This is a genomic window from Caloranaerobacter sp. TR13 (assembly GCF_001316435.1).
Classification (GTDB): domain Bacteria; phylum Bacillota; class Clostridia; order Tissierellales; family Thermohalobacteraceae; genus Caloranaerobacter.
In genome coordinates, this window is sequence record NZ_JXLL01000016.1 from 1 (window position 1) to 17,231 (window position 17,231).

The 17,231-nt window shown below is 28.8% G+C and carries 15 protein-coding genes; all 15 read left to right on the forward strand.

All coding sequences use genetic code 11. The features are described from left to right. Positions 1–127 precede the first annotated feature (127 nt). The 15 genes from TR13x_RS09215 to TR13x_RS09285 all read left to right on the forward strand — a co-directional run bounded on the left by TR13x_RS09215 (position 128) and on the right by TR13x_RS09285 (position 17,182). Complete coding sequence (locus TR13x_RS09215; protein WP_054871641.1) at positions 128–1,075, forward strand: ribose-phosphate pyrophosphokinase; 948 nt, start codon at positions 128–130, stop codon at positions 1,073–1,075. Between the two features lie 42 nt (positions 1,076–1,117). After that, positions 1,118–1,678 (forward strand): aminoacyl-tRNA hydrolase, encoded by a 561-nt coding sequence (pth, locus tag TR13x_RS09220; RefSeq protein WP_054871642.1) that lies wholly within the window; start codon positions 1,118–1,120, stop codon positions 1,676–1,678. Between the two features lie 96 nt (positions 1,679–1,774). Beyond that, positions 1,775–5,314 carry a transcription-repair coupling factor gene (mfd, locus tag TR13x_RS09225; RefSeq protein ID WP_054871643.1) on the forward strand — a complete coding sequence of 1,180 codons (3,540 nt, stop codon included), beginning with the start codon at positions 1,775–1,777 and terminating at the stop codon, positions 5,312–5,314. 46 nt (positions 5,315–5,360) lie between these two features. Beyond that, positions 5,361–6,287, forward strand: coding sequence for a peptidylprolyl isomerase (locus TR13x_RS09230; RefSeq protein WP_152912142.1), 927 nt, complete (start codon positions 5,361–5,363; stop codon positions 6,285–6,287). Positions 6,288–6,530: 243 nt separating this feature from the next. Then, positions 6,531–7,082, forward strand: coding sequence for a stage V sporulation protein T (gene spoVT, locus TR13x_RS09235; protein ID WP_054871645.1), 552 nt, complete (start codon positions 6,531–6,533; stop codon positions 7,080–7,082). A gap of 152 nt (positions 7,083–7,234) precedes the next feature. Next, on the forward strand, positions 7,235–8,845 hold the full coding sequence (locus tag TR13x_RS09240) for a polysaccharide biosynthesis protein (RefSeq protein WP_054871646.1): 1,611 nt from the start codon (positions 7,235–7,237) through the stop codon (positions 8,843–8,845). Positions 8,846–8,898: 53 nt separating this feature from the next. Then, positions 8,899–10,383 carry a nucleoside triphosphate pyrophosphohydrolase gene (mazG, locus tag TR13x_RS09245; protein WP_054871647.1) on the forward strand — a complete coding sequence of 495 codons (1,485 nt, stop codon included), beginning with the start codon at positions 8,899–8,901 and terminating at the stop codon, positions 10,381–10,383. An 88-nt stretch (positions 10,384–10,471) separates the two neighbouring features. Further along, positions 10,472–10,750: an HU family DNA-binding protein gene (locus TR13x_RS09250; RefSeq protein ID WP_035163027.1), complete on the forward strand. Its 279-nt coding sequence runs from the start codon at positions 10,472–10,474 to the stop codon at positions 10,748–10,750. 72 nt (positions 10,751–10,822) lie between these two features. After that, complete coding sequence (locus TR13x_RS09255; protein ID WP_054871648.1) at positions 10,823–11,062, forward strand: RNA-binding S4 domain-containing protein; 240 nt, start codon at positions 10,823–10,825, stop codon at positions 11,060–11,062. A gap of 83 nt (positions 11,063–11,145) precedes the next feature. Continuing rightward, positions 11,146–11,433 carry a sporulation protein YabP gene (gene yabP / locus TR13x_RS09260; RefSeq protein WP_054871649.1) on the forward strand — a complete coding sequence of 96 codons (288 nt, stop codon included), beginning with the start codon at positions 11,146–11,148 and terminating at the stop codon, positions 11,431–11,433. Between the two features lie 48 nt (positions 11,434–11,481). Beyond that, positions 11,482–11,991, forward strand: a complete 510-nt coding sequence (yabQ, locus tag TR13x_RS09265; RefSeq protein WP_054871650.1) for a spore cortex biosynthesis protein YabQ — start codon at positions 11,482–11,484, stop codon at positions 11,989–11,991. Between the two features lie 63 nt (positions 11,992–12,054). Next, entirely contained in the window at positions 12,055–12,375 is a 321-nt protein-coding gene (locus TR13x_RS09270) for a septum formation initiator family protein (RefSeq protein WP_054871651.1), read from the forward strand. 276 nt (positions 12,376–12,651) lie between these two features. After that, on the forward strand, positions 12,652–15,027 hold the full coding sequence (spoIIE, locus tag TR13x_RS09275; protein ID WP_054871652.1) for a stage II sporulation protein E: 2,376 nt from the start codon (positions 12,652–12,654) through the stop codon (positions 15,025–15,027). A 532-nt stretch (positions 15,028–15,559) separates the two neighbouring features. Further along, the gene (locus TR13x_RS09280) at positions 15,560–16,276 is read left to right on the forward strand and encodes a vWA domain-containing protein (protein WP_054871653.1); all 717 of its coding nucleotides are present in this window, start codon (positions 15,560–15,562) and stop codon (positions 16,274–16,276) included. Between the two features lie 24 nt (positions 16,277–16,300). Then, on the forward strand, positions 16,301–17,182 hold the full coding sequence (locus TR13x_RS09285; RefSeq protein WP_054871654.1) for a protein kinase domain-containing protein: 882 nt from the start codon (positions 16,301–16,303) through the stop codon (positions 17,180–17,182). The last annotated feature ends 49 nt before the right edge of the window (positions 17,183–17,231 follow it).

Genomic DNA, 17,231 nt, shown 5'->3' on the forward strand with positions numbered 1-17,231 from the left:
GATTTAAATAGATTAAGGAAGATTTTATTGAAATCCATAAACGGGAATTATATTCAAAATCATCTACAATTTAATAATGGATATAATTTCCTATGGATTATAACAAAAAACATAGGAGGAGTTTTTAATGAATATAGGAGGAAGAAAGATTAAAATTTTTACTGGTAATGCAAACGAACGTTTTGCTAAAGAAATTTGTAATGAGTTAAATATTGAGTTAGGAGAAAGCCAAGTAGGAAGATTTAGTGATGGAGAGATTTCTGTTCATATTTCAGATTCTGTAAGAGGTGCAGATGTATTTGTTATTCAGCCTACTTGTCCTCCGATAAATGAAAACTTAATGGAATTACTTATCCTTATTGATGCTTTAAAAAGAGCTTCAGCTGGAAGAATAAACGCTGTAATACCATATTATGGATATGCTAGACAAGATAGAAAAACTAAAGCAAGAGAACCAATCACAGCAAAACTTGTAGCTGATATATTAACAACAGCAGGGGCAGACAGAGTAGTGAGTATGGATTTACATGCAGGACAAATTCAAGGATATTTTGATATACCAGTAGACCATTTAACAGGAGTGCCTATATTAGCAGATTATTTTAGAAATATAATAGATAAAGAAACAGTAGTAGTATCACCTGATATCGGTGGAGTTAGAAGAGCTAGAAATTTTGCAAGTTTATTAGACCTACCAATCGCTATAATTGAAAAGAGAAGACCTAAAGCTAATGTATCAGAGGTAATGAATATTATAGGGGATATAGAAGACAAAAATGTAATTTTAGTTGATGATATAGTTGATACTGCAGGTTCATTAACAAAAGCTGCTAAAGTATTAAAGGATTTTGGAGCAAAGAAAGTATATGCTTGTTGTACGCATCCAGTTCTTTCTGGACCTGCTATTGACAGATTAAAGGATTCAGTAATTGAAAAATTAGTAGTAACAGATACTATTCCTCTTACTGAAAATAAGCAGATTGATAAGATTGAAGTTGTTTCAGTAGCTCCATTATTCGCTGAAGCTATCAAAAGAATTTATTCAAATGAGTCAATAAGTAAACTTTTCGATTAATTAATTTTTAGCTTACAAGGTTAATATAGGGAGTTGATTCCTTTGTATGCAGTAATTGGACTAGGAAATCCAGGTAGAGCATATGATGGTACTAGACATAATGTAGGATTTGATACAATTGATTGTTTAGCAGTAAGAAATAATGTGAAATTAAATAAAATAAAACATAAAGCAGTATACGGAGAAACATTTATAAATAATGAAAAAGTTATATTAGTAAAGCCACAAACATATATGAATAGAAGTGGTGAATGTGTTTTAGATATATATAATTATTACAAAATACCAATTGAAAATATTATTGTTATATATGATGATATTGATATAAAGTTTGCTTCATTAAGAATAAGACAAAAAGGTAGTGCTGGAAGCCATAATGGTATGAAGTCAATATTATACCACTTACAAAATGAAAACTTTCCAAGAATAAGAATAGGCGTAGGTAAACCTAAAGAAGGTATGAATTTAGCTGACTTTGTATTAAGTAAATTTACTAAGGATGAAAGAGAAATGATCGATTCTACAATAGAGAGGGCAGCTTTAGCTGTAGAAACGATTATTCTTAAAGGATTAAATAAAGCTATGAATGAATATAATGGTTAATACATGAATAAAATATCAGTAAAAATGATAAATAATAAACCATAGCCCAGGTTTTTTGCCTGGGCTAAAGCTGCTGCTTAAAAGGAGCTGATTTTCTTGCCTCTAAATGTCTTTACTGATCAGTTAAAAAATTTAAATCAATATAGTAAATTAATAGAAGCTATAAATACTAAAAGATATCCTGTATCTTTATATGGTTTATCTGAGGAAAGTCTAGCACATATTTGTTATGGACTTAATCAACATACTAGTAGACAAGTTCTTATAGTTACCTATAATGAACTTAGAGCTAAAAAAATTGTTGAAGATTTAAGATTATTTTCTTCTAGAGATATAGAACTATTTCCACAAAGAGAAGTTGTTTTTTATAATGTAGATGCTTATAGTCACGGAATTTTACATCAAAGATTAAATGTTATTGATAAGTTAATTGAAGCTAAGCCGATAATTGTTGTAGCTTCTATTGAATCAATAATGGATAAAGTTTTCAATAAAGAAATATTAAATAAATATAGAACAGTTTTGAAATATGGAGATAAGATTGATTTAGAAAAACTAATAAAAAATTTAAATATATTAGGTTATGAAAGAGTAGATATGATTGAAGGAAAAGGACAGTTCAGTGTAAGAGGTGGTATAGTAGATTTTTATCCTATAACTTTAGAAAATCCTGTAAGAGTAGAATTGTTTGATGATGAAATCGATTCATTAAGAACTTTTGACATAAAAACCCAAAGGTCAATTCAAAATATTTCAGAAATTAAAATAGGACCTGCTAAAGAAATTATCTTTGAAGATGAATATAGGAAAGAAGTAGTAAAGCAAATTGAAAATGATTTAACTAAAGCTGTTAAAAAGATAGGAAAGGAAGAAAATAGCCAACTAATAGTTGAGAAACTTACTGAAAAGTTCACACATTATATTGAATTAATTAATTCAGGATTAAATTTTGATAATATAGAGCCTCTTATACCATATTTTCCTGTTCAATATAAAAGCATAGTAGATTATTTTGACAAGTCAGCATTAATGCTTATAGATGAGCCAAACAGAATAGAAGAAAATGCAATGACATATTTAAAAAGTTTTAGAAGTAAATTTTTAGACTTTTTTGAAAGAGGAGAAGTGTTACCTAAACAAGAAGGGATTTATTATAACTTTGATGAGTTAAAAGAAAAATTAAATCAAAGACCTTGTATTATGTCAATGGGATTAAGAAAGGGTACTGATATCTTTGAAAGTAAAGAAACAGTTAATATTACAACAAAAGGTATGCAGTCATTTCATAACAAGATAGAATTTTTGGTAAATGAGCTCAGAAATTTAAAATATAGAGGATATAAGACAATAATACTTTCAGGAGTAGAAGATAGAGGAAAAAGGCTTGTTGAAACGCTTAAAGAGTATGGGGTAGAGTGCAGCTTCATAAAAACCCTTGATGTAGAAATAAAATCTGGACAAATTTTTGTTTTAGCAGGAACTATTAGTAGAGGATTTGAATATCCAGATTTGAAATTCGCAATAATTAGCGATAAAGAAATATATGGAAAATCCAAGAGGAAAAGAGCTAAACAATATAGTAAAGATACTAAGAAGATAACCTCATTTACTGATCTTAAGCCAGGAGATTATGTTGTACATGAAACACATGGAATTGGTGTATATGTAGGGATAGAGCAATTAAAGGTTCAAGGGGTAAAGAAGGACTATTTAAGTATAAAGTATTCTGGTAAAGATAGATTGTATGTTCCTGTAGATCAAATGGATTTAATACAAAAATATATAGGAGCAGATTCTATAAAGCCCAAAGTAAATAAACTAGGAACAGGAGAATGGGTTAAGACTAAACAAAAAGCTAAAAAGGCAATAGAGAATATGGCTAAAGAACTTCTTGAACTTTATGCCAAAAGACAAACTACTAAAGGATTTGCTTTTTCAACAGATCAGCCTTGGCAAAAACAATTTGAAGATTTATTTCCTTATGAAGAAACTAATGATCAATTAAAATGTATAGAAGAAATTAAACGAGATATGGAAAAAGACAAACCTATGGATAGGTTGTTGTGTGGAGATGTTGGATATGGAAAAACAGAAGTAGCTTTAAGGGCTGCATTTAAAGCTGTTATGGATGGAAAACAGGTTGCATTTTTAGTGCCTACAACTATTTTAGCTCAACAACATTACAATACGATAAGGGAGAGGTTTAGTCAATTTCCTGTTAAAGTAGATATGTTAAGTAGGTTTAGAACACCAAGTCATCAGAAGAAAATTTTAAGAGATTTAAGAAGTGGCAATTTAGATATTGTAGTCGGAACGCATAGATTATTATCAAGTGATGTGAAATTTAAGGATTTAGGGTTACTGATTATAGATGAGGAACAAAGATTTGGTGTTAAACATAAAGAAGCTTTAAAGAAATTAAAGGAATCAATTGATGTATTAACATTAACTGCAACTCCAATACCAAGAACTCTACATATGGCATTAGTTGGCATTAGAGATATGAGTGTTATAGATGAACCGCCAGAAGAAAGATATCCAGTACAAACATATGTTATGGAATATAATGAGGGTATAATTAGGGATGCAATAGTTAAAGAGTTAAATAGAGATGGTCAAGTATATTTTGTATATAATAGAGTACAAGGTATTCAGCAAATGGCAGCTAAATTAAAAAAATTAGTTCCTGAAGCTAGGATAGTAGTTGGACATGGACAAATGAATGAGAGAGAACTTGAGAAGGTTATGATAGATTTTCTAAAAAGAGAGTATGATATATTAGTATGTACGACTATTATTGAAACAGGGTTAGATATATCTAATGTAAATACTTTAATAGTTTATGATTCTGATAAAATGGGATTGTCACAGCTTTATCAGTTAAGAGGTAGGGTAGGAAGAAGTAATAGGATAGCATATGCATACTTTACTTATGAAAAAGACAAAGCACTATCTGAGGTTGCTGAAAAGCGGTTAAAAGCGATAAAAGAGTTTACTGAGTTTGGTTCTGGTTTTAAAATAGCCATGAGAGATTTAGAAATACGAGGTGCTGGAAATTTATTAGGACCTGAGCAACACGGTCACATGGCTTCAATTGGTTATGATTTATATGTGAAATATTTGGAGGAAGCGATAAAGAAACTTAAAGGTGAAATAAAGCAAGAAGATATAGAAACTACTATAGAATTGAATGTAGATGGATATATACCTAGTCGTTATATAGCTAATGAAGAACAAAAAATAGAGATATACAAGAAAATATCATCAATTCAAAACAGAGAAGATTTATCAGATGTACAAGAGGAGATAATAGACAGATTTGGAGATATACCTAAAGAAGTTGATAATTTGCTTAAGATATCATTAATAAAATCAATGTGTAAGAGAGCTAAAATAAGTTCATTAACTCAAATAGATAATTACATTAAGATAGAATTTGTTAAGCCTGATATTATTACACCGCAGCTTATTAATGAGCTTCTAAATAGCTTTGGAAGGCGTATGTCATTTGATATTTCAAAGACTCCTCATATAAAATATAAACTAATGAAAAAAACGCAAGAAAGCATATTAAAAGAGGTTCAACAAGTTATTCAAAAAATTAGCAGTTTTCATGAAGGGGAAATTGATATATAATTAAATAGAAAAGGTGCATGAAGGCAGAGCAGAGGAGTTGATAAATTTGTTTAATAAAATAAGAGTAAAATTTATTGGGATTTTGTTAGTAGTAGTACTTATTTCTGTATTGTCCGGCTGTGTAAATCAAGAGGCTAAAGGAGAAATTGTAGCAAAAGTTAATGGAGATAGCATATATAAGGAAGATTTTGAAAAGGACTTTAATGTCTATAAAAAGGCTGTTGAGAGTAAGGTAGGGTCTGAAATATGGAAGCAACTAGAAGAAGAAGCAATGAGAAGATTTTTAGACAAGTTAATTATTGAGCAGATAATATCTCAAAAAGCTGAAGAGTTAGGTATTAAGGTGACAGATGAGGAAGTTGACGAAGAAGTTAAAAATTATATTAATTACTTTGAAAATGAAGAAAAATTTAAAGAATTTTTAAAACAGAGCAATATAACAGAAGAGTATTTTAGAAAAGAAATAAAAAAGGAAATGTTGATTTCTAAATATAAAGAAGAAGTTCTAAAAGATGTAAAAATTTCTCCTGAAGAAGCAAAAAAATATTACGAAGAAAATATAGATTTATTTAGGGACTATAGAGTGAGAGCTAGACATATATTAGTTAAAACAGAAGATGAAGCAAAAGAAATTCTTAAGCAATTAAAAAATGGTAAAGATTTTGCGGAATTGGCAAAAGAAAAATCAATAGGCCCTTCAGCAGCAAATGGTGGAGATTTAGGCTATTTTAGTAAGGGTCAGATGGTACCAGAATTTGAAAAGGCAGCCTTTTCTCTAGAACCTGGACAAATTAGTGATATAGTAAAAACACAGTATGGTTATCATATTATTAAAGTAGAGGATAAGATTGATAAGGTATATTCATTTGATGAAGTTAAAGATAAAATAATACAAGAGTTGAAAAATAGAGAATATGATAAAAAGTTAAAAGAATTAAGAGAAAATGCTAATGTAGAAATATTTTTAGAATAGGCTCAAAAAGCTCATCAGCGAAAAGTTGATGAGCTTTTCCTTTTTTTAAAGTTGATTATAAATCAAAGATTTTGCTGAAGTTTAAGTTTTTACTCTAAATTACCATCAATGCATAAAAAGTTCTAGATAGTAAAATAATAAATATACAACTAAACGGTGTAATTTTGTTAAAACACATGAGTGTTTAAAACAAAATCCACCTCAAATCTAATTTTGTAGACTTTGTAATAAGGAGGGAAAAAATTGAAGGCCACAGGAATAGTAAGAAGGATTGATGATTTAGGTAGAGTTGTAATCCCTAAAGAGATTAGAAGAACTCTTAGAATAAGAGAGGGAGATCCTTTAGAGATATTTACGGACAGAGAAGGCGAAATAATATTAAAAAAATATTCACCAATTGTTGAATTAAGTGAATTCGCTACTGAATTTGCAGAATCACTTTATGAAACTACAGGCCATATAACTGTAATAACAGATAGAGATACAGTAGTTGCAATTTCTGGAGGATCAAAGAATGATTACTTGGATAAAAAAGTTAGCCCAGAGCTTGAAAAGATTATGGAAGGTAAAGAAACATATTTAGCTTCTGGAAAGAGTAAGCCTATAAGAGTAACATCTGATGAATTTAATGCTGATAAATATACTAGCCAAGTAATAGCCCCTATAATTACTCAAGGAGATCCAATTGGAGCAGTCATTTTATGTACTAAGGATAATGATAAAAAAATGGGAGAGTTAGAAGCTAAGCTTGCTGAAACTGCAGCAGGTTTCTTAGCAAAACAGATGGAGCAATAGTTTAAGCTACATAGCCTACCTTGTATGGTAGGCTTTTCGTTTGGTTAATATATATAAAGTGATTTCTTAATAAAATCACTATTTAATGAGTATTGCATTTCTGATATAATGGATTTGTTAACTAAACGTGCCTGAAAATTAGGAGGAAATTTATGACTAAGGAAAATTTTTTGAAAGGTGCTGCTATATTAGGGATAGCAGGAGTGTTAGCCAAAATATTAGGTTCAGTATATAGGATTACATTATATTATGTACTTACTGATGTAGGAATTGGATACTATCAGACTGTTTATCCACTTTATAATTTCTTATTAGCAATATCTACAGCAGGTTTTCCAGTTGCGGTTGCTAAGCTTGTAGCTGAAAAAAGGGCATTAGGGGACTATAAAGGAGCTCATAGATTGTTTAAGATAACATTTTTTGGATTTTTATTCGCTGGAATGGCTACTTCAATATTTGTTTTAGCAGGAGCAGGATATTTATCAAATTTATTCAGTAATAAAAATGCATATTATTCATATATAGCTATAGCACCTGCTTTAATGTTAGTTCCGATTATGTCTGCATTTAGAGGGTATTTTCAAGGTAGACAGACAATGATTCCTACGGCAGCGTCTCAATTAGTTGAACAATTATTTAGAGTTGCAATAGGTCTTTTTTTAGCATATCAATTTTTAGGAAGAGGATTACCATTAGCTGCTGGAGGAGCTACTTTCGGAGCATCTGCTGGAGCTTTAGCAGGTACTATTGTAATAATGATTATTTATTTTTCACAGAGAAAATATATAAAACAGGAAATAAGAAATAGTGTAGATTATCCTAAAGAAAGTTTAAATTCTGTTATTAAAAAAGTTTTATTAATTGCGATACCTATAACTATTGGTGCTTCCATAGTTCCTATAATGAATAATATTGATGTTGCCATAGTAATGAGAAGATTGCAATCTATAGGTTTCACAGAAACAGAAGCGAGTGGTTTGTATGGAAGATTGGCTGGAATGGCTCAGACTCTTATAAATTTACCTCAAGTTTTATCAGTTGCGTTAGCTATGAGTTTAGTACCAGCTGTATCTGATGCATTTGCCAGAAAAAATTATGCAAAAATCAGTAAAATAGTAAGGTCTGGTGTAAGAGTTACACTTCTTATCGGTTTACCTTCTGCGTTAGGTTTATATATTTTGTCTACGCCTATTATTGAATTAGTATATTTTGTTTCTGATTTAGAAACTCAACAAAGCGTAGGCTCTATACTTGCAATATTATCTTTTAGTTTGATTTTTCTAACTTTAGTACAATCACTTACAGCTATTATGCAGGGTTTAGGTAAACCTATGATTCCTGTAAAAAATCTAGCAATTGGGGCAGTAGTAAAAATAATTTTAACATATGTATTGACAGGAATACCTGAAATAGGGGTCAAAGGTGCAGCTTTAAGTACAGTAGCTGCATATTTAGTGGCGGCAGTATTAAATTTCATAGCGGTTATGAAGCATACAAGGACATCATTAAATTTTGTAAATGTTTTTGTCAAGCCGATAATTTCAGTTATATTAATGGTTGTATTTGTAAAGCTCTCATATGTATTTTTATCATCTATAATAATCAGTAAAATAGCAACTTTAGCTTCTATAATTGTAGGATCGTTAGTATATGGTTTTGCATTATTAGTAACTGGAGCAATAACTTCAAGAGATTTTGAATTATTGCCAGGTGGTAGAAAACTTTCTAGAGTATTAAATGCAATAGGACTTCTAAGGGAATAGCTAGGTATAAACCTAGCTTTTTTGGCAAATATAAGTATAATGGAGGTTTTTGTATGGGAAAGATTATTGTTATAGGATTAGGTCCAGGAGATCCAGATTTGTTAACAATAGGTGCAGTAAAAGTTTTGAAAAAAGGTTATAAAGTCTATTTAAGAACTGAAAAACATCCAACAGTAAGTTTTCTTTATGAAAATAATATTGAATTTGAATCATACGATTTTATGTATGAAAAAGGTGAAGATTTTGATGTGATTTATGAAAATATAGCTAAAGACCTAGTGAAAAAATCTGAAGAACATGGTATCATTATTTACTGTATACCGGGACATCCTTTGGTAGCTGAAAAGACAGTATCATTGTTGACAAAGTATAGAGATGAAGGCGAAGTAGAAGTACAGATATATTCAGGTGTAAGTTTTATAGATAGTGTAATAAATGCTGTTCAGAAAGATCCAATAAGTGGGATGAAAGTTGTAGATGGTTTAAATTTAAGTATGCAGTCAGTAGATATTAATGTAGATAATATAATAACACAAGTTTATAACAGAATGATTGCTTCAGAAGTAAAATTGAAGCTAATGGAAGTATATGATGATGAGTATCAAATATATGTAATTAGAGCAGCAGGAGTACCAGGAGAAGAGAAAATACTAAGGATACCATTATATGAGCTAGACAGAATAGAATGGATTGATTATTTAACAAGTATTTATATCCCTAAGATTGATGATGAAAATAGATCAAAATATGATTTGAATAACTTAATTAATATTATGCAAAAATTGAGAAGTAAAGAAGGATGTCCATGGGATATTAAACAAACTCATCAATCTCTTCGAGAATATGTTTTAGAAGAAGCTTATGAAGTAGTTGATGCAATAGATAAAGATGATATGGATTTATTAGCTGAAGAATTAGGAGATTTGTTGCTGCAAGTAGTGTTTCATGCTCAGATAGGCAAAGAAGAAGGCTACTTTACTATCTGGGATGTAATATCTAGTATTTGTAGTAAGCTAATTAATAGACATCCTCATGTTTTTGGAGAAAGTAATTGTAAAGATTCCGAAGAAGTGATGACAAACTGGAATAGAATAAAAGATAAAGAAAAAAATATTGAAAGTCATAGTCAAAGACTTGAAAGTATAGCTAAGGGGTTACCTGCTTTAATAAAAAGCTTTAAACTCCAGCAGAAAGCTGCTGATATTGGTTTTGACTGGCCAGATGTAAATGGAGCTTTAGAAAAAGTAAAGGAAGAATTTCAAGAAGTACTAATTGAAATAAAAGAGAATAATAAAAATAGAATTGAAGAAGAAATAGGAGATTTATTATTTGCTGTAGTAAATATTAGTAGATTTTTAAAAGTAAATCCAGAAATTGCTTTAAATAAGACAATAAATAAGTTTATTGAAAGATTCAAACTTATGGAAGATATGAGTAGGGGAATAGGGAAAGATTTACAGTTTATGACATTGAAAGAGATGGATGAGCTGTGGGAAAGAACAAAGATACATAAAAATAAAAAAATAGATAAAAAATAATACTAAAAAGAAGGATTTTACTTAAAAAGGTAGAATATGCTTATACGTACTATTTTTAATATAATTGAATAATAAGGAGGTATTTATTGTGAACAAGGCAGAATTAGTTTCAAGCATAGCTGAAAAGAGTGGTTTAACAAAAAAAGATGCTGAAAGCGCATTAAATGCATTCATGAAGAGTGTAGAAGAAGCATTAGTAAAAGGAGAAAAGGTTCAATTAGTAGGTTTCGGTACTTTTGAAGTAAGAGAAAGAAAAGCTAGAAAAGGTAGAAATCCTAGAAACCCTCAAGAAGTAATCGATATTCCAGCATCAAATGCACCAGTTTTCAAAGCTGGTAAGAGCTTAAAAGAGGCAGTTAACAAATAAAAAATCAGGTCATTGACCTGATTTTTTTCTTTTGGCTGTCAGATGTTAAATATAAATATGGAAGGTGATAGTATGAGGATAGATAAATTTCTTAAAAATTCTAGAATAATCAAAAGAAGAACAGTTGCTAAAGAAGCCTGTGAACAAGGCAGAGTATTAGTAAATGGGAAGATAGCTAAACCTGGTACTTTGGTAAATGTAGGAGATATAATTGAAATAAATTTTGGTACTAGGACAATGAAAATCGAAGTATTACAGTTATTAGAACATGTAACAAAAGATAATGCTCATAATATGTATAATATAATATGATACTAAATAAAATGTATAATTTAGGAATAAAACTTAAATTTACTACATAATCATTTAACATAAGTATTCTGGGGGGATGGGGGATGAGTGAAAAGAAGACTACAAGCAGAAGTCAAAATATAATATTAGAAAATAGAGAGAAGCTTAATATATCTGGAGTAGAACATGTGGATAGTTTTAATGATAATACAATTATTCTATTAACTGTAAAAGGTCTAATGACTGTTAAAGGAGACGATTTAAACATTAGCAAACTAAATTTAGAAGATGGGAATATAGTTATAGAAGGTAAGATAAATGGTATCTTATATACTAACAAAGATACTTCTAGTTCAAAGGGTTCTGGCTTATTAGGCAAAATGTTTAAATAAAACCGATGGTTTATACCATTGGTTTTCATTTTCATTAGGGGTGATTTTGTGGGGAACACAGTTGAGAGTCAAGCTTATATTTTTTTACTTACTATGTATGGTGGAGTATTGATTGGCTTTGTATATGATTTATATAGGATATTTAGGTATTTTTTTAAACCTAAGAAAATTGCTACCTTAGTTGAAGATTTAATTTTTTGGATTATTGTATCAATAATAGCTCTAGCTACACTAATTTTTAGTAATTGGGGAGAATTAAGAGGTTATGTTTTTTTAGGTTTCATTTGTGGTGTATTAATTTATACAAAACTTCTGAGTAAGCCAGTTATAACTCTAATGGTTTATTTAATAAGAGTATTTATTAAGTTGCTTAAATATGTAATAAATATACTGACATATCCATTGAGGATTATTATAGATTTATTATCAATTCCTTTTAAAAAATTGAATGATAAAGTTAATAGATTAAATAAAAGCATAAGAAAAATAACTAAATTACCAAAACGTATTTTTAATGATATTAGAAAGTACACAAGTACTATATTGCTAAAAAAATAAAGGATTTTTAGAAAATACATAGAAATATTCATACATAATTTAGAAAAAGTTGGAGGGCTTGATATGCGCAAAACTAAACAGAAGAGAAGGTTTAGACTTAGATACATATTGTTATTAGCATGTTTATTTTATTTAAGTACCATATTTTTCAATCAGCAAAAAATGATGAGAGATTTAGAACAAGAAAAAAAAGCAAAAGAGGATAAGATTAACAGTTTGAACGTAGAAATTGCAGAACTTCAAGATAAAATCAGATATGCTGATACCCCTGAGTTTATTGAAAAAATTGCTAGAGAAGAATTAAATATGCTTAAACCTGGTGAAATAATATATATAGATAAGGAGAAAAATAAAAATAAATTTATTAAAGGTATTGGCAACTAAAAACAATCAATTTATGACAAAGAGCGACTTGATATTAAAGTCGCTCTTTTTGTCTAAAATTTTGATTTCTACTAGTCTAGTTTTTAGTTAGATATAAATTATTTGTTTTTTGAGAAAAATGTTTTGATGAAATTTATGTCCAATTTTCAGATTTCAATTGAAAGAAGCATAATTTTTGTCAAAAAGTTTTTTGAATAGGACAACCCTAATTGACAAATATCTCATAATTCATTTGATAAAATTACAAAAAACCAAATGTGGGGTGGGGGTTTTCAAATGATAAATAGAGCTGAATTACTTACGGTTAAAGAGGAAAATACTTTTTTAAAAATTTTAAGGAATTTAGTTTTAAAACTGAACTTTAAAAATATAGCAATAGGTCTTTTAGCATTATTAATATCACGAGCATCTATAATGGATGGATTAACGCCTTTTGGAATTGCATTTCTAACAGCGTATTTAATTAGATATGGTAATGCTTTAGGTATAATAACTCTTTTGTCTCTTGGGATATTAAGCATTCATGGCTTGAGTGCATATTATTATCTAGTGGTGATATGGTTATTATTTTTCTTAAATACAGTTTTAAAAAACAGAACTAAAGTAAGCACATTAAGATATTCTGTTTTATCATTCCTTTTATTAATTATGACAAAAACTATTTTATTGCTTACAAGTACTTTTTATATGTATGACTTTATTATGGCGATGTTTGAAGGTGTAATAGTATTCACATTAACATATATTTTTTCATATAGTATTTCTATTTTTGAAAGAAGGCTAAATGACATCTTTACAAATGAAGAAATTATAAGTGCAGCAATAATGATTTCATTAGCTATTTCAGGATTAGGAGATATAACTATTATAGATTTATCTTTAAAAAGAATTGTTGGAGTAATTATTATTTTAATATTTGCTTACTTTAAAGGACCAGCATTTGGAACTACTATTGGAGTGACAATTGGATTGATAACGGGAATGTCAAATAACAATGTACCACTAATTATTTCAGTGTACGGCTTTTCAGGATTGTTAGGTGGATTATTTAAGGATTTAGGTAAATTAGGAACTAGTTTGGGCTTTATTATAGGAAATGCTATAATGTCTTTTTATATAAATGGTTTTGTAGAAAGTATGCTTTTATATAAGGAGATTGCAGTTAGTATTTTTATATTTTTTATGTTAGCTATTTCGTTAGAAAAAAATAATGGAGTGATATTCGGTAATAATGGTTTGACTTATTCAAATATACAATATAGTAAAAGAATAAGAGATATAACTTATAAAAGATTAAAAGAAGTGTCTAATGTATTTAATGAGTTAGCATCAACATTTAAAAAAGCAGCAGAAACAAAAAGTTTTTCACAACAAAAAGACATATCGAATTTTGTAGATGAAGTAGTTAATGATGTTTGTAAAGCTTGCAGTATGTATAAATTTTGCTGGGAGCAGGATTTTTACACTGCATATCATTCGATGTTTGATATTATGAATTTAATAGAACTTAATGGAAATATAAATAAAAATTCATTGCCAGAATATTTTGCAAAAAGATGCTTGAAGCCACAATATATAATAGATAAATGTAATTATCTGTTTGATATATACAGGGTTAATCATAGATGGGAGAAGAAGATTTTAGAAAGTAGACAATTAGTAACTGATCAATTAGAAGGAGTAGCTACTATAATTAATGACTTGGCAAATATTATTTATAAAGATATTAGATTTGCTAATGATTTAGAAAAAGAAATTTATTTAAAACTGAAAGAAAATGTAATTGATGTAAAAGAAGTAAATTGCACACAATTTCAAGATGGAAAATTTGAAATCTTATTGGAATTAAAGTCTTGTAAAGGAAAAGGTATGTGTTTGAAGGATATTGTACCTATTGTTTCTAAAGTTGTTGGATTTGATTTAACTAGAGATAAATTTAGCTGCAGTATACCTGGAAAAAATAATAGATGTAGCCTAAAACTTATAAAAGCTAATAGGTATGGTGCTATAACAAAGGTTTGTAAATGGGACGAGTCATTTAATTATGTTTCAGGTGACAGTTACACTTTTGGTGAAAATGAAAATGACTATTTTATAGCTTTGAGTGATGGAATGGGGATAGGCAGAAAAGCGAATCAAGAAAGCAATATAACTATTTCGCTTTTAGAGAAGTTTTTAGAGGCAGGTTTTGATAAAGAATTAGCACTTAAAACTATTAACTCAATTTTACTTTTAAAATCGTCTGATGAAATGTTTTCAACTATTGATATGACTATAATAGATTTATATTTGGGGAAGGCACAATTTATTAAAATTGGCTCTGCTCCAACATTTATAAAGAGGAAGGATAGAGTAGACATAATAAATGCTAAGAGTTTACCTGTAGGCATATTAAAAGACGTGGATTTTCAGGTTTATGAAGATAATATAGAGGATGGCGATTTAATAATAATGATGTCAGATGGTGTTTTAGATTCTAATGATAAAGTAGAGGATAAAGAAGGGTGGATGGCAGAGATTATCAGCAATATATCTAGTGTTAATCCTCAAAAAATTGCTACAGAAATAATTAATATAGCTAAATCTGTAAATATTGATAAAAATAAGGATGATATGACAGTTCTTGTGACTAAGGTTTGGAAGAGAAGGTAAAAGCGGCATTAGCCGCTTTTTGAGCTTATTGACAAAATAAATATATATGAAAATGACGCTCATGCGGACGAATTTAGAAAAAACTATAGGCTTAAATTTTTAGAAAATCCTAACGCTTCCAATAAGTCGTCCTGACTCTGGAAGCTGACTTAGCGTCCATGCTAAGCCCACGGATTTTCTTAAAAATTTTCACCAAGTTTTTTTAACTAAATTCTTTCAAGCATTCGCTTTTATTTTCATAAATATTTTAAAAGAATAAGTTTGTCAACAGTTTGAAAGCGGCATTAGCCGCTTTTTTTATAATCCATAGGAAATTATAAACCTTAATGAATTGTAGATATTTAAATATAATTTCCGTTTATGGATTTCAACAAAATCTACCTTAAAATTTTTAAAAATTAAAGATTTTGTTTTGAATATTAAGTCAGTAAAGAAAATATATATATAAGGACAAACTGTTGTTTAGGATAAAAAAATGAATATGAAATATTTTATTGTCAATAATTACTAAAAAAACGGTAGGAGGAATAAAATGGACAAGAAAGGATTAATAAGACAAATAATATTGGTAAGTGATGGGGAATCTAATGTAGGTATAGATCCTGTCGAGGTATCTAAAAAAGCTAAGGAAATGGGAATAATTGTGAGTACTATAGGGATAGTTAACAATAGGACAAAAGAAAAGCCTCTAGCTGAGATTCAACAGATAGCTAACCAAGGAGGAGGAATTTGGGAAGTAACAGATTTGGAGAGCTTTTCGAAAACTATGGAAATGTTAACAATTAAAACAGTTCATAAAACTATACAAGAGGCTGTAAATAAAGAATTAAAAAATATACTTGGTGAGGGGTTAGAAGATTTTAATCCTGAATCTAGGAGGAAAATAATTAATGTCATTGATAAACTTGGTGAAGAAGTGGACATTAGATGCTGTATAGTTATTGATTTAAGTGGTAGCATGACTAATAAGATAAGTATAGCTAGAAATAGTATTATTAATTTATTGAGAATACTTAAGCAAAGAAAAGGTAAAACAGAAATCGCAGTTGTGGGTTTCCCAGGTAAAGATTATGAATTATACAAAACTATTTGTGATTTTACAGAAGATATTGATGAATTGCAGAAAAGCTTAAGCAATATAACTACAGGTGGGACAACTCCAACAGGACCAGCTCTGCAAAGAGCTATAGAAATGTTATTAGATATAAAAGAAATGAACAAAGGAATACTTGCAGCAAATATAGTGTAAAAATATAAATTTGGGGGAGTTTGAATGCTTAAGAGAGGAGATAAAGTTATAGGTAAATGGTATAAAAATGAATATACAGTACTTGAAAAAATAGGTCAGGGTGGCGTAGGTACAGTATATAAGGTTATAGATCATAAAGGGTATATAAAAGCATTGAAAATAAGTGAAGATATAATGTCTTTAACTAGAGAATTTGAAATCATACATAAACTCCCCTTATCAAATAATATACCTATAGTTTATGAAATTGATGATTGGGTATATAAGAACAAGAAATATTATTATATTGTTATGGAGTATATAGAAGGAGATAATTTAAAAGAAATTATTAATAAAAATAAATTAAGTATAAGAGAAGTTTTAGGGATATCATTAATATTATCCGGACTTATAAACAAACTTTATCAGATGGGATATATTTATGGAGATTTAAAACTAGAGAATATCATAGTAGATAGAAAAACTAAAAAGGTAATGTTTGTGGATTTTGGTGGAGTAATCAAAAAAAATGGATGCATTAAAGAATTTACTCCTACATATGATATAAATTCATGGGGAATAGAAAATAAAAATTCACATATTGAAAGATTGATTTTCAGCACAACTATGTTAATGATATGCCTTATTACTAGACGAGAATATGCTCCCTTTCATACTTCAATGAAAGAAATATTAACGATTATAGATTCACTTAATATAAGCGAGAAACTTAAAATATTTATGAAAGATGGTTTGTTAAATAAATTTAATGATATAAATTACTATATAGAAAGACTAAAAATGCTTTTTATTGAATCGGCTAATAATCCACCTATAATTAGTAATGACATTATTAATTTAATATTTATAGTGAGCATATGTTTTTTTGTATTAACTATATTTTTAGGAATAAAATTTTATGTATAATAGAAATAGGACATTTGATAGTTAGAAGTTTATAGACAAAAAAATTAGA

Bases quoted from the DNA above. Each gene is read 5' to 3' on its own strand.
- TR13x_RS09215 (WP_054871641.1), top strand. From the start codon at position 128: ATGAATATAGGAGGAAGAAAGATTAAAATTTTTACTGGTAATGCAAAC.
- TR13x_RS09240 (WP_054871646.1), top strand. From the start codon at position 7,235: ATGACTAAGGAAAATTTTTTGAAAGGTGCTGCTATATTAGGGATAGCA.
- mazG (WP_054871647.1), top strand. From the start codon at position 8,899: ATGGGAAAGATTATTGTTATAGGATTAGGTCCAGGAGATCCAGATTTG.
- TR13x_RS09255 (WP_054871648.1), top strand. From the start codon at position 10,823: ATGAGGATAGATAAATTTCTTAAAAATTCTAGAATAATCAAAAGAAGA.
- yabP (WP_054871649.1), top strand. From the start codon at position 11,146: ATGAGTGAAAAGAAGACTACAAGCAGAAGTCAAAATATAATATTAGAA.
- TR13x_RS09270 (WP_054871651.1), top strand. From the start codon at position 12,055: ATGCGCAAAACTAAACAGAAGAGAAGGTTTAGACTTAGATACATATTG.
- spoIIE (WP_054871652.1), top strand. From the start codon at position 12,652: ATGATAAATAGAGCTGAATTACTTACGGTTAAAGAGGAAAATACTTTT.
- TR13x_RS09280 (WP_054871653.1), top strand. From the start codon at position 15,560: ATGGACAAGAAAGGATTAATAAGACAAATAATATTGGTAAGTGATGGG.
- TR13x_RS09285 (WP_054871654.1), top strand. From the start codon at position 16,301: ATGCTTAAGAGAGGAGATAAAGTTATAGGTAAATGGTATAAAAATGAA.